The organism is Bacteroides eggerthii, assembly GCF_025146565.1.
Lineage (GTDB): Bacteria > Bacteroidota > Bacteroidia > Bacteroidales > Bacteroidaceae > Bacteroides > Bacteroides eggerthii.
In genome coordinates this window covers 3,978,292-3,991,136 of record NZ_CP102258.1, presented here as the reverse complement: position 1 = coordinate 3,991,136, position 12,845 = coordinate 3,978,292, and the positions used below count along the sequence as shown (strand labels likewise).

Genomic DNA, 12,845 nt, shown 5'->3' with positions numbered 1-12,845 from the left:
TTTCCTTTTAAGCCTGCATCAGTGCAGCGCTTAGTAAGAGTCCGAAGAACAGCATATTACGTGAAGTCTCACCTAATATGCTGTTTAGTTTTCGGCCGTTCCGTATGGCTGCCATTTTGCGCCACGTCAGCACGTGCAAGTACAGGTAGACGCAGGGGGCCCAAATGAAAGCAAGCGGTTCTATCTTGCCGGCATGTACAAACCATAGGCTGAGCAAGACGGCCGACACGCCCAATCCGAGGTACAGGTAACGCCCGAAGGGCTCGCCGAAGCGGACAACCAGCGTGCGTTTGCCGCTAAGGGCATCTTGTTCGCGGTCGCGGTAGTTGTTCACCACCAATAAGGTGTCTATCACCAGTCCGCAGATGAGTGAGGCTATCCATACGTCGGCGGTAATGGCGTGGGCTTGCACATAGTAGGTTCCGCCTACGGGGATGAATCCGAAGAAGACCAGCACGAGCAGATCTCCCCAACCCCGGTAGGAGAGGACGGTGGTATATAAGAAGGCGAATATCACGCAGAGTAGCCCCAGCAATATCAGTTCCCAGCCGCCATGAGGCAGTTGTCCCCAGCATTGGCGCAGCAGTGCGCAGCCTATGAGGCAGGAGAAAACCAGCATCCCCATTATGCCCCGTTTCATGGCTATGGGGGTGATCCAGCCTTGTGCACAGGCGCGTTCCGGGCCGAGACGGTCGGTACGGTCGCTGCCTTTCAGGTAATCGTAGAGGTCGTTGATGAAGTTGGCTGCGATTTGCATGCCGCAGGCAAACAGTGCGCACAGCAGCGCCGGTATCAGGTCGGACTTGCCGTCGGCAAAAGCCAGTGCGGAGCCTATCAATACCGGGATGATTGCTCCGGTCAGGGTCTTGGGACGGGCGGCAAGCACCCATGCGTGGAATGAGTTGGTTGTTATTGCTTTCATGTCGGATTTTTAGAAAGTTATAGTACAAAGATAAGGAAAGGAATTATTATCTTTGTACTGCTGTCAAGGTAAAATTTATTATTTCATTAAACAATAAAGAAAGGCTTATGTGTCAAGCGCTGTTTTATAGGGAGTTGAGGAATCTGCTGTGTCTGTCGGCTTTGGTGTTGTTACTCTTTTCCTCGTGCCGGTCCACCCGGCAGTTCGTTTCGCCTCTTCCGGAGGAATATACTGTCCGCATGTCCCGGTCTTCTGCATCCGGATACAAGAATGTGAAACGCGTCAGGCAGTATGAGTTTGCTCATCGTGATGTTCCTGCGGCGTTCAACGGATGCAGGCTGGCTTTTATCTCCGACTTGCATTACAGGAGCCTGCTGAAAAAGGAGGGACTGGAGGACATAACCCGCTTGCTGAACGATTTGCATCCTGACGCCCTGTTGATAGGCGGCGATCTGCATGAGGGGTGCGAGTATGTTCCGGATGTTATTGCTGCGCTGGGAGCGGTGAAAACGCCTTTGGGCACTTATGCCGTTCTTGGAAACAACGATTATGAAGCGTGTTATGATGATATCCTGAAGGAAATGGAACGGCAGGGCATACATCTGCTGGAGCATAAGGCGGACACCTTGAGGCGGAATGGCGAACATATCGTGATAGCCGGTGTACGCAATCCTTTCGATATAGGGCAGAACGGACAGTCGCCCACTCTTTCCCTTGCTCCGGAGGACTTCGTTGTTTTGCTGACGCATACTCCCGACTATGCCGAAGATGTGCCCATTACCAATACCGACTTAGTGCTTGCCGGACATACGCATGGCGGGCAGGTGACTGTGTTCGGTTTGTATGCTCCTATCATTCCGTCTCACTACGGACAGCGCTTCCTTACGGGACTGAAGTATAACTCAAGTAACACGCCGATTATCATAACCAACGGCATTGGTACTTCCAACAAGAATGTCCGTCTCTTCGCACCGAGCGAGGTAGTGGTGATCACACTGCTTTCACGCCCATGAGGCGGGTTTATGAAGCAAGAGGAGTGGGGGACGGGGAGAAAACCATGACTTGTCAGGCATAGGGATTCACGTCAAAATCCTTGTTTTCTTCTGTGACCGATGAATCTACCGCCACTCCCAGTTCTATTTTTCCGGTTTGTGTGGCTTTGATAGTCAGCTTCACCCATTTCTGCGGTTCAAGTGAATTTATTTCGCCTTCTTTCATCACTTTCTTCCCGTTGTAATAACCTGTAATGGTGTATATGAGCTTGTTGCTGGCATTCTCCAATATGTTGAAATAAGCGGAACGGGTACTGAAGGAGGCGTTCTCATCAAATTTCAAAAGCCGTTCTTGACGCCCTTCCCGGTAGAGGGTGACACTATACGGCTCTTCAGGGTTCTTGCCGAAGATGTCTTTGAAGGTTTGATCGTATTCCACATTGACCTTGGCGTTCTGCATGGTGCATATAATGTCTGCGTTGACGGTTTGTGAGGTGACAACGGTTATGTCCTGACTTCCGTAATAACGCGCTTTGCCCCAACGGTCATTGGCCGACTCAGCGTCAGTGCTTATGCAGCTTTCTGCTATTATGCTATAAGTACCCGCTTCAAACCTCAAAGGAGTGGATTGGATAATGCTATAAGGCTTTTGACTCAGATAGGTGGTGGTGCCGCTTTTAATGGTAATCAGGTATGTGGAGACATCCGTATCGGTATCCCCTGCACGTGTCGTAGCTACGGATATTTCGGGATTGGTGCCTATGTTCAGGTTGATATATCCATACCCGGTTGCTTCGGGAGCATCGCTGCTGTCGCATGCTGCCAAAAGAAAGAGAAATAAAATGAGAGATAAATATTGTTTCATTGCTAATATAGGGTTATGGGTTATTCGTAAATAAGTTCGACTTCGTCTATAAATAATTCGCTGCCGATAAACATTGGCATTTCATCATCCTTGTTACTATCCTCACGCATATATACATCTGTATTTGTTCCAGATTCAAACATTATTTCATAGTGTGTGGCTTCAACTCTGAAGTTATTGTGATAGTCTATAACTAATTTACATTTTTCGGCTTGATACTTTTTATCGTAAGAAGAAGATACCAGTTGTGCATTTCCTATTATTGTATTATTGTTATAGATATTTATCTTTATAATTGGGCTGTCAGTTTCCTTATATGGGATATATTTATAATAAAAAGCTAATGCTGAGGGTCTTGATTTACAATTCACTTTGTCGGTATAGAGACTGCCGATTGCTACATTTCTGGGACTATCGGGGGCTGTCAGTGATACTCCGGTAATCCCATATCCACTCGTCATTATTTTTGCACAATTATTGGATTTGGAGTTTGTATCAGGGCGTGTTCCTGAACGTGAACTCCAACTATAAATATATCCTGTATTTAGAGGACATTTTGTTTCATTATTAGTCCTCCATGGACTGTTGTTAGGGTTTCTATCTGAATAAAATTCATAAACAGCTCCACGCCCCTTAGAAAAAAGACTTCCACCTCCCCAATTATCATTATCTTTTCCTGCCGTAATTGAATATTCATCTAAACTTCCATTAGGAATATCAATGATAGTTTCTGTTGTAAAAGGCACAATATCAGTTACCATATCTTCCCCTAATGATGCTCTAAGTTTATATGTAGTATTGGGAGCAAGCTCAGTGAAAACAACGTCTCCTTGGTTCCCATTATCTTTTTTCGTTATAGCGGTACTCCAATCAGATGAATTCTCCGGTAGCAACTGGTATATGATACCTTTAGGCGTATCTATTTCTTTTCCATTCTTATCTGTTGCAGTGGCAGGAGTTATATAAAGCCGTTTTGCCCATGCACCTGCCTGTTGGTCTGGTAATGTTAAATTAGGCAGTGATAAGTCGCAATTGATATTATATGCCTTTTGGGCTTGTGCGTTCAATGTGGCTATTGTTTGCTTGACCTCAATTTCCGCTTTATTCTTTCCTTCCAGTGTCAATGTATATTCTCCCGGCAGCACATACAATGCCTGTCCGTTAGTAACCTCTTTTTTCTCTTCTCCTTTACAGACATAGAATGTGGGCACGCCGATAAAGTGGTCTATGATATTGGTAGGTATGTTTGGAATAATGACAGCGTTTGCAAGTTTGGCAGTGACAGTTCCTATTTGGGTGGTCTGCCCTTCGGAGATGGAAAACTCGGCAATTCCTTCAAAATAGGGACTATTCCCCATTTGCTGTTTATTGCCGTAGTAGGCACGCAATGTATATGAGGCTACGAAAAGATCTATTCCATTGGCATAATGGTCTATCTTTCCGCTTTCTATTGTGTAGCCGTCCGGATCTATTATTTCTATGGTTAAATCTTCGGGCTGAGGAGTGGGAATTGAAATGGCGCGGGTGTTTGCCTCTTCTGCTTCTATCCTTATTTCTCCTAATACTACCCGGCCTTTCGCTTTGTTCAATTCGTCCTCTTCCCGGCAAGCGGTGAATGTTGCCAGTACAGCGAGTGTTGCCAATATGTAACGTAATATTCTCATATCTTTAATAATCATATTCCAAACTGAATTCATCTATGGTCAACGTGGCTCCTGCTCCTCCGGTGAAGTAGTCGCCATATTTGCTTGCCGAGCATACCACTATGAGATGAGTGGGTACGCGGCTGGTTGATTTGTATTGTAAAGTCAGCTCCAGTGGGGTGTAACTGTCCACACTCGTACCGCTGTTGAACTCTGCATAAGCGATGACATGCGGGTCATTCTTGTCGAACAATTTGCGGTCTCTGGGATTGGTCCTGATTTCTACCGGTTTGTCCCAATCGCCTAAAGCTATATATATGGCGCATGTATCCGGCTTGTCCTTATAGGGGAGAAAACGGTTGTAGTCGTCCGTATTCGACTTGGAAGGCAGATAGGTAATAGGTGCTGTGGCATATTTATAGTAGCCTTTCAGCTTTGTGGGGCGTGCCGTAAACTCCTTGCCGAAACTCAAAATGCCATTGGTGCCGTCTGTGCGGACATATTCGCCGATGAACAGGTTGCCGGCGGCAAACTTGCCCACACCGCCCAGCCCGACGAACTTTGAGCCTAACTGTGCAGCCTGTCCTCCGGCAGGTGCACCGCTCCATGTGTCGCTTGTGGGTACAGTGATGCTTTCGCCCAAAGTGGTTGCACCGTCATTTCCGCTGTCCCAGATAGGATTGCCGCCTTCCGCCCATGGTTCCCACACCTTGTTCACCTTGTGCCATTCGTCGAACGAACCGTTGGGAAGCTCTACGGCCGTCCCGGTGGTAAACTCTATTTCTTCACCCTTGTCTTCGCCCGAATAAGCACGACACACATAAGAGGTTCCCGCTTTCAGATGAGGAACGCGTGCCGTAAAGCTTCCGCCATTGGCGGTGATGTAGGAGGCATCTACCGGCTGCCATTCCTCTGCATCTTTCTCTTTCAGCTCAAAGCCGTTTTCCATGCCTTCCACGCCTTCCCCATAGAGCCATGCCACATTTACCCAACCGTCTGCCGACTTGGTGACTACGTTGGTCTCTACTTGGAATACGTAGAGCGTCCATTCTTCCATTACAATGAAATCGCGGAAGTTCACCACCACGTTTGCTTTGGCGTAGTTGCCCATTTGCTGCCATTCCAAATAGGGAATGCCGCTGCTCATGTTGACAGTGGAGCCGGTAGGCCCCAGCTTTAGGTCGGTTAGCCGGATGTCTTTCAAACTGCCTTTGGTGCTGATGTTGACTGAGGCGAAATGCTCCTTTTCATCGAATGTAGCAGCGCCCACTTGGTGCTCTACGGTAAACCGCCGTTCAATGGTTTGATTGGCTTTCAAAGTCCATTGGTAGTCCTGATATAATGAGAGGGTCAGCGGATAGGGGTTGCTGAGGTCTATAATCGTATCGTCAGGCAGGCTGCAACGCCCTCCTTCGGTTACGCTGATGCTTTTCACGCGCACTTTCTTCATGTTGACGGTGTCCTCCAGGTTGACCGTTACGGTGCGGTCGTCATTCGAAATGACGGCGCTTCCTATTTGGCCGTCAATTTCAGTGCCGGTAACAAAGAGCTTGATGTACGGATAGGGTACATCGTTCTCGATGCAGGCGCTCAGGAAAGCGGCCATTAGCAAGAAACATCCTAAACGGATCTGTATATAGACTTTCTGATGCATACTCTCAATCTTACAAACAAAGGGTGATACCTATATTGATATTGAACAAATTAATCTTGAAGTTCGCACCGCTGTTGTGGCGCTTGCCGGTTTCTCCCAGATTGTTCTTTTGCGTTTCGCTGCTATATTTAAAGCCGATCACTCCGAAAGAGACTTCGGCAGAAACATTCTGCATGATAAATACGGCTACTCCGGGGTTTATGCCCAAGTGAAGCTCATAGAGCGTGGTTTCTGTACTTTTGAAAGCGTTTTCCGAATCAGTTGCTGCCGCTTCGGCATTTTCTGTGCCACGAGAGAACCGCGTGGTGCCCGTATTGAATGAAAGCGTTGTTTCGTTGAACAGCCCGAAACGTCTGCCGGCATCCAGCCCTACATAGGAACGGTGGAAAAGCCCAAGGCTGTAAGTATCTTCCGTATAGCGTATGTCCTTTAGTGAAAAATCGAGGTCGTCCATGTTCAGAGCCAGATTATCCAACTGGGCAACGGTGTGGTTATAGCCCAGCTTGGCACCGATGACGATGTTGTTCCGTACGGCATATCCGATGAACGGCTTCACAGAAACTGTGCGGGCATGGCAATCGAAATCTTTCAGCAAAGAGAACAACAGGCGGCTGTCCTGACTGTCAAAATCCACATAGGATGCCGTAGCTCCGCCAATCCATTTGCCTTTGGGTATGAAACGGTAGTTGATGATGCCGCGGTCGTAACGTCCAATAGCCTTGGTGCGGATTATATCTTCCGGTTTGGCTGTTGTCTTTGGCGCTTGCAGGTAGACTGTATCATGCACAAACACCGTTTCGCGGATCAGTGAATCGCGGCCGCTTATGGAACGGAGCGTATCACCCGTTTGTGTATGTGCGAAACAAATGCTTGCCATGCCACAGAGTACATATGTCAGTATCGTTCGTTTCTTCATCTTTCTTACAAATAAAATGCGATGCCCAAGCCTATGGAAAACAGGTTGATGCGGAAATTCGCGGAATTAAGGGAACGTTCGCCTATATATACTTGGTTCGTCGTTTGCCGGGTTTTGCTAAAGTCGAAACCCAATACGCCTACGCTGACCTCTACTGCCGTATAGTTGTTGATGAATGCAACCATTCCCGGAGCTACGCCGATGTTGAGATCGGTTGAAGTGGAATAGGTACCTGTAACGTCTTCGCCCGTACCGCTGACCACCTTGGACTGGCTGCCACCCATTTGCAGCTGTATGTCGCAATAGAGTCCGAAGCGCTTGCTGTTTCCCAGACTGATGTAGCTGCGCATCATTGCCATAGCTGCATAGGAATGTTTCAACTGGTACATGTCGTCCAGATCGAATTGGTTGTCGTCATCTACATTGATAGTAACTCCGCTCAGCTTGGTGAGTGTGCGGGCATAGCTGAAACGGCCGCCCGCCGCTAAATTGTCTTTGAATGCATAGCACAGCATCGGACTCACCTTAAAGGTATATCCGTCGGAGTTGATGCCCTCTATAATAAGGAAGTTGTAGTTGCTTTCATTGTGTTCCGAATAGGAAATGGAATTTCCCAGAATCCATTGCCCTTTGGGAACAAAGGTCTTCAACTCAATAGACCGTTTAAACTCTTGCGCCTGCATGGCAGCATGAGGCAGTATAAACAGCAGGATACATATATATATAACAGTCCTTTTCACGAGAATATCGGATTATTCATATACCAACTTAAGATCGTCGAGCCACATTGTACTGTCTACGCCGCCTGTGAAATAGTCTCCGTATTTGCTGGAGGAAGCTACCAGCACGATACTGGTGGGCTTGGTATCCATGTTGCGATACTCGATGGGAATCTCGAACTCAACCATCCCGTCTCCGGCGGTGGCTTCATCCCACGTCTTTTCACCATAGGCAATGATGTGAATGTCGTTGGGATTGAAGAGCTTGGCGCTGTTGCCGTCTTTGAAATTGGTTTTAACGATGACGGGCCATGTCTCACCGTTGGCTGTCTCGCCTACCCAGTCGCCCAAAGCGATGTATATGCACCCTTTGTCCATATCGCCCGCATTGATGTAGCTGCAATTGTTGGTCATGTCGACTGCTTTGGGCTCGTAGCGGATGTAACCTTTCAAGGCTACGGGGCGGGAGCTGAAAGGACGTCCCCAACCCAAGACGCCGTTGCCCCTGACACCGGACATTTCCGTAGCTATGTACTTCCCGGCAAACAGGTTGCCTGCTGCGAATTGATACACGCCCATCATGCCGGCTTTCTTGGATTGCAATTTGGCAGAGAAATTTCCGCTGTTTTTATATTCTGTACTGTAAGTTGTGATGTTTATGCTGGCAGTGGCGGAACCATGGTTTCCACTATCCCACCACATGGACTGTCCGGAACCGAAAACAAGCATTGGCGTGCCGTCTGTCCAATATTCAAATCCCGCATTTTCCAATTGGGTGGTTGCTTCGGTAGTGAACTGGCTGATGATTGTTGAGGGCGAAGCTCCTGCCAGCGCCCAGTATTCATAAGTTGTACCGGGAGCCAGATTCTTGATGTTGGCATAAAGCAGTTTGGAACCGTTTACTCTTTGAGCGGGAACGGTAAATTCGCCCGTTGTACCTTTTATGCGGTATTTAAAGGCCAAAGCCTCTTCCGTCTCTTTTGCCAACGAGGCGCGTATGGTGGCTTTTGTTGCCCATACTTCCGCATCTATTACGTTAGTGGTGACCACTATTGCATCCGATACGATGAAACGGAACACAGAAGAGCGTTGCAACTTATTGTCGTCCGTTGCATTGATTTGTATGTCATATACTCCTTCTTTCTGTGACAGCTTCTGCATGAAGGCCTCCGAAAGCCCTATTTTGGTATTACCTTGACCGGTGTTGACATTGTACTTGGACACAATGTTCACACCGTAGCTGCTGAACAGGCTTTTGTCCTCGGCATTCATGGCCAATATGTCGAATGAATTGACGGGGAGTCCCAAACTTGTGAATTGGTCGCAGCTTACCAGAGCTTTTGTCAGGATGGAAGAGGTGGCTATCCAAAACTCCTGTTCTGTACCTTTGTTTAATTCGACAAACAGCTCGTTCTCATTCCCGAAGTTTTTTCCGGTGATGCTGGGACGCCTGTAAACCGGAACCTCAACGGTGCTTGTTTCTAATGGCTCGGTATTTATGTCCAGTGTCAGGGTAGAACCACCGTCATCGTAGCTTTCTCCGCTGTCTTCATATCCGAAAGTCAGGTCGTAGCGTGTGGTTGGCGCAACGGTCAGGGTATTTGTACGGGTGTACTCATTTCCGCTGAGTGTCGTTGCCTTGAACGTCCAAGACAACTGCGCGTCATCGGCGGGAATCATGTAATAGCCAATGGCATTGGGGTTGTCGGCGGTAAATGTCAGGCTGCCTGCCGATGAGGCTACCTGCACTTCGTAGCTTTGGAATGCCTGCGTCAGGCTTTTGGCAAACTCTACGGTAACCAGCGTGTTGGCAATGATGCATTCCACGCTGACGGAAGAGGATTGACCGGCATGGATGCTGAAATCCTTTTCTCCCCGATAGAATGTCTTGTCAAAAGAAGCGGCAACGGAGTCACCGGCTGCTACTTTGATGTTGTAGTCACCTGCTGCAAGTTGCATTTCTGCCGGCATTTCGGCTGTCCCATTGTATTTGCGTACAAGCCCTTTACCGCTGTATATGCGGATTTTAGCATTTCCCTTCAAGGCATTCTGTTCCTCGTCGGACAGTGTGCGGGTAACGGTTTCCACCTTGTCTTTTATCCCGATGCTCAATCTGAGCAACCCACTCTCGTTCAGGTCTTTTTCGCGACAACCGGTGGTTGCGAGAATGAGAAAAAGTAATGCCGATATGTTATAAATAGTCCGTTTCATAAATAGTTAGTTACTCCAGACAAGTGTTAATGTTTCAGTTGTCTTATTGTTCTTGGTGTCTACAACCGTAATAATGAAATTGTGGGTGCCGGGATTCAGCATTGTCAATAATCCGGTGAACTTGGTAATATTGAATATCAACTCTGTCTTTCCGGCAACATCTTCGCCTACGGGGAAGCCTAATCCTTCCAAGGCGTCTTTCAGCTCTTCGGGATGGGCCAAGTCGAAGTCTTTCTTCAGGCCGACATCTGCCAATGCGTCTTCATCCAAGACGTCGGAGTCTATCGTGACTTTCAGGTTGGCGATGCCGTTGACAGCGGCGATGTTCACCACTACCGGATAAGGATTATCGGGAGAGGTCGTCTCAGGCAATACGATAGCTTTGGATATGTTGAATCCGTCCCCCTTGATGGTGGGTTGCTCTCCGGAAGGATTGTCCGGGTTGTCCGGCTCATCGGGCTCGTCGGGAACGATATCTTCATCGGGGTCTACTATGATATCCTGCTCTACGGTGGTGCAAGTCACGTCGATTCGGATGCTGATGTCCGCATTGCCTCCCTCGGAGCTGCCGTTTTCGTCCACATCTTTCAGTGTATATCTGATAATCTTATGGGCGCCTGCTTTCACTTGCGGAAATCCTTTTGATATATCCACGCTTTCACCCTCTACGGTTCCGGTGAGGCGTGTGGTGATTACATTGGCGTTTTCATTGATCGCCTGATAGTAACCGGCGCGTGTTTCATCTTTTACAAAATCCAGTGAGCCTTGGCCTAAAGTGACATTTGCCTTTACATCATTGCCCAATAGGGTCAGTAGCTTTTCGTCATACTCCACTGTCACCATGACGCTGCGCAATACGCATTGCAGGTCTATGATGTCGGTGATTTGGTCTTTTAGGATTTCAAAGTCTTCTTTCCCGTAGTAATAGGGATGCTCGAACTCGGCGGGAAGAACATCGTGCGAGAATGCGGCTACGGTGTAGTTGCCCACCTTTAATGAGAAAATCTCCGGCATCTCACTGTATTTCCATTCTTGTACGAGTTTGTTATCGTTGTCACGATTATAGATGCGGATGATATAGTTTTTTGTATCTATATCGGCACGTGTTGCAGCATTGGCGTTGACGTTTACCGTCAGTTTCAAGGAAGAAAGGTTTATCTGCCCTTCCGAAACTGTTTCTACCTTATTTCCCTCTTCGGTGGAGTATTGCTCACGCTCGCATGAAACAAATGCGAGCACATACACTAAAGAGAGTACTATTATGCATACTGATTTCTTCATATCGAAAGTATATGTTCAATTAGTTTACGGATAAAGTGAATGTTGCTTTTTTGCGTCCGCAGGTTACTGTCATTTGCGTGGATGACGTTATCTTGACAGGGAACGTGACGCGGATATGATGTGTGATGCCATCACCTTCAGTAGATAAAAGTCCGCATTTCAAATCTTGTGAAGCGCCGTATAATATACAACTGGCTTTTATGGTTTCCGGTTTGCCATCCAAAGTGACCACCAGGTCAATGTAGGTGGAACCCGATGGCAACGCTTCGGGAGGAACCACTGCAAATTGGTTGCTAAGACTGTTTATCGCCAATATAACCTCCTCTTTATTCACTTTTTTCAGTTTGTCCTTGGCCACGAGCTTAAAGGTGCTGAGAACCCCGTTGTCATATTCTATATGGGGAATGACGTTGGTGAAATCAATCGTGGCAATCTTGTCTTTGTTGGCTCCGAGCCCCTTAAGCTGCAAACCGAAAGATTGCAATAATTGCAGCTTGTCGGTAGATAAGTCGGCCAAATCTATATAGGCAGGCCAGCCTTGTGAAATGAGCGAGGAGGACGATGTGGTTAATATGCACTCCTCGATGCCGGAACGCGCATTCAAATATAAGGATAAAGGATGATCGGCTTCCTTTCCTTCTTTGATGTCTAATGCCGTATTACTGGTAAATCCATTAAGTATGAAGAAAGGAGGATCTATACGCATAGTCCCGTCTGACACATCAATGGTGTGCGTCACTGTTTCGGTCCTGTCCGTAAAGGTGATGTTTACGGTTGCACTTCCTGCGTTGACATCAAAATTAAACTTATAATGATGTTGTGCCAGCGCATTGTCTATAACAATGGGCTGGTAGGAGGACTGGACGCCGCCGTCTCTTTTGGTCAGGTTCAGTGTGAGGGTCAGTTTGCCGGGCTTGAAATAGCAGGAACGTGTCTCCTCTTTGGCAAACTGGATGGGAGAGTTGCCTTCCGAATTTACTTTCAGACTGTAATCGGAAAAGTATTTCTTGAAACTTTCCGTATAAGTGGCCGACACCTTGACATTGGCAAGATGACAGGTCACTTCCACATTTGTTTCCTTCTGGTCTTCAATCGAGAACTCTTGCAGACCTGTGAAGCAGGGCTTGTTGAATCCTTCGTTATGAAGTTGCCCGTAAGAGGCTTTTAGAGTATATTGCCCGATGGGAAATAAGACTTCATCCGAATATTGGCTGAACTTATCGCAGGAGTATTTCACTTCATCACCTTTCAAAACAGATATTGCAAAATCGTTTATATCGGGTAATGTTTCTTCCACCCGCGTAGCTACATCCTGTGTGCTGCCGTCAGCAATCAACCTGATGTTGAGGCGCCCCTTGCCTGTTGTGACTGTGTAGTCATTGTCTTTAGTACATCCGGATAACAGGGTGCACATTGTTGCAAGTAAGATTAGAACAGTTGCATGTGTGTTGCCCATTTGCAAAACTTGATTATCTTTTTCACTTATTAGTTCTCTTTTCGGGTACAAAGATATTGCTTTTAGGCAATAAAAAGCTCCTATAAAGCTCCGTTTTACATGCAAAAATGAAAAATGGAACATCATTTGTTCCATTTCCAGCAAAAAAAGAAGAGCCTGTCATTGCTTTTTTTGCTTATTTTTAAC

The 12,845-nt window shown here is 47.2% G+C and carries 10 protein-coding genes; 1 reads left to right on the top strand and 9 read right to left on the bottom strand.

Annotated elements, in window-relative coordinates; genetic code table 11:
* Window positions 1-7 precede the first annotated feature (7 nt).
* Complete coding sequence (menA, locus tag NQ546_RS16625) at window positions 8-922, bottom strand: 1,4-dihydroxy-2-naphthoate octaprenyltransferase (protein WP_004288620.1); 915 nt, start codon at window positions 920-922, stop codon at window positions 8-10.
* Window positions 923-1,029: 107 nt separating this feature from the next.
* On the opposite strand from menA, the gene NQ546_RS16620 reads away from it, so the two are divergent.
* Window positions 1,030-1,935 (top strand): metallophosphoesterase, encoded by a 906-nt coding sequence (locus NQ546_RS16620; RefSeq protein WP_004293910.1) that lies wholly within the window; start codon window positions 1,030-1,032, stop codon window positions 1,933-1,935.
* Between the two features lie 52 nt (window positions 1,936-1,987).
* Here the strand turns inward: NQ546_RS16620 and NQ546_RS16615 are convergent, their stop codons facing one another.
* The 8 genes from NQ546_RS16615 to NQ546_RS16580 form a co-directional block, all read right to left on the bottom strand.
* Complete coding sequence (locus NQ546_RS16615) at window positions 1,988-2,779, bottom strand: DUF4493 domain-containing protein (RefSeq protein WP_004288622.1); 792 nt, start codon at window positions 2,777-2,779, stop codon at window positions 1,988-1,990.
* 20 nt (window positions 2,780-2,799) lie between these two features.
* The gene (locus NQ546_RS16610) at window positions 2,800-4,443 is read right to left on the bottom strand and encodes a DUF4493 domain-containing protein (RefSeq protein ID WP_239463466.1); all 1,644 of its coding nucleotides are present in this window, start codon (window positions 4,441-4,443) and stop codon (window positions 2,800-2,802) included.
* A 4-nt stretch (window positions 4,444-4,447) separates the two neighbouring features.
* Window positions 4,448-6,076 (bottom strand): PCMD domain-containing protein, encoded by a 1,629-nt coding sequence (locus NQ546_RS16605; protein ID WP_004288624.1) that lies wholly within the window; start codon window positions 6,074-6,076, stop codon window positions 4,448-4,450.
* 10 nt (window positions 6,077-6,086) lie between these two features.
* Window positions 6,087-6,992, bottom strand: a complete 906-nt coding sequence (locus NQ546_RS16600; protein ID WP_004288625.1) for a hypothetical protein — start codon at window positions 6,990-6,992, stop codon at window positions 6,087-6,089.
* A 5-nt stretch (window positions 6,993-6,997) separates the two neighbouring features.
* On the bottom strand, window positions 6,998-7,675 hold the full coding sequence (locus tag NQ546_RS16595; protein WP_004288626.1) for a hypothetical protein: 678 nt from the start codon (window positions 7,673-7,675) through the stop codon (window positions 6,998-7,000).
* Between the two features lie 69 nt (window positions 7,676-7,744).
* The gene (locus tag NQ546_RS16590; protein ID WP_004288627.1) at window positions 7,745-9,922 is read right to left on the bottom strand and encodes a DUF4493 domain-containing protein; all 2,178 of its coding nucleotides are present in this window, start codon (window positions 9,920-9,922) and stop codon (window positions 7,745-7,747) included.
* A 6-nt stretch (window positions 9,923-9,928) separates the two neighbouring features.
* Window positions 9,929-11,203: a DUF4493 domain-containing protein gene (locus NQ546_RS16585; protein WP_004288628.1), complete on the bottom strand. Its 1,275-nt coding sequence runs from the start codon at window positions 11,201-11,203 to the stop codon at window positions 9,929-9,931.
* A 19-nt stretch (window positions 11,204-11,222) separates the two neighbouring features.
* Window positions 11,223-12,617 (bottom strand): DUF4493 domain-containing protein, encoded by a 1,395-nt coding sequence (locus NQ546_RS16580; protein ID WP_239463467.1) that lies wholly within the window; start codon window positions 12,615-12,617, stop codon window positions 11,223-11,225.
* Between the last annotated feature and the right edge of the window lie 228 nt (window positions 12,618-12,845).

Bases quoted from the DNA above. Each gene is read 5' to 3' on its own strand.
- menA (WP_004288620.1), bottom strand. From the start codon at position 922: ATGAAAGCAATAACAACCAACTCATTCCACGCATGGGTGCTTGCCGCC.
- NQ546_RS16620 (WP_004293910.1), top strand. From the start codon at position 1,030: ATGTGTCAAGCGCTGTTTTATAGGGAGTTGAGGAATCTGCTGTGTCTG.
- NQ546_RS16615 (WP_004288622.1), bottom strand. From the start codon at position 2,779: ATGAAACAATATTTATCTCTCATTTTATTTCTCTTTCTTTTGGCAGCA.
- NQ546_RS16610 (WP_239463466.1), bottom strand. From the start codon at position 4,443: ATGAGAATATTACGTTACATATTGGCAACACTCGCTGTACTGGCAACA.
- NQ546_RS16605 (WP_004288624.1), bottom strand. From the start codon at position 6,076: ATGCATCAGAAAGTCTATATACAGATCCGTTTAGGATGTTTCTTGCTA.
- NQ546_RS16600 (WP_004288625.1), bottom strand. From the start codon at position 6,992: ATGAAGAAACGAACGATACTGACATATGTACTCTGTGGCATGGCAAGC.
- NQ546_RS16595 (WP_004288626.1), bottom strand. From the start codon at position 7,675: ATGCAGGCGCAAGAGTTTAAACGGTCTATTGAGTTGAAGACCTTTGTT.
- NQ546_RS16590 (WP_004288627.1), bottom strand. From the start codon at position 9,922: ATGAAACGGACTATTTATAACATATCGGCATTACTTTTTCTCATTCTC.
- NQ546_RS16585 (WP_004288628.1), bottom strand. From the start codon at position 11,203: ATGAAGAAATCAGTATGCATAATAGTACTCTCTTTAGTGTATGTGCTC.
- NQ546_RS16580 (WP_239463467.1), bottom strand. From the start codon at position 12,617: ATGTGCACCCTGTTATCCGGATGTACTAAAGACAATGACTACACAGTC.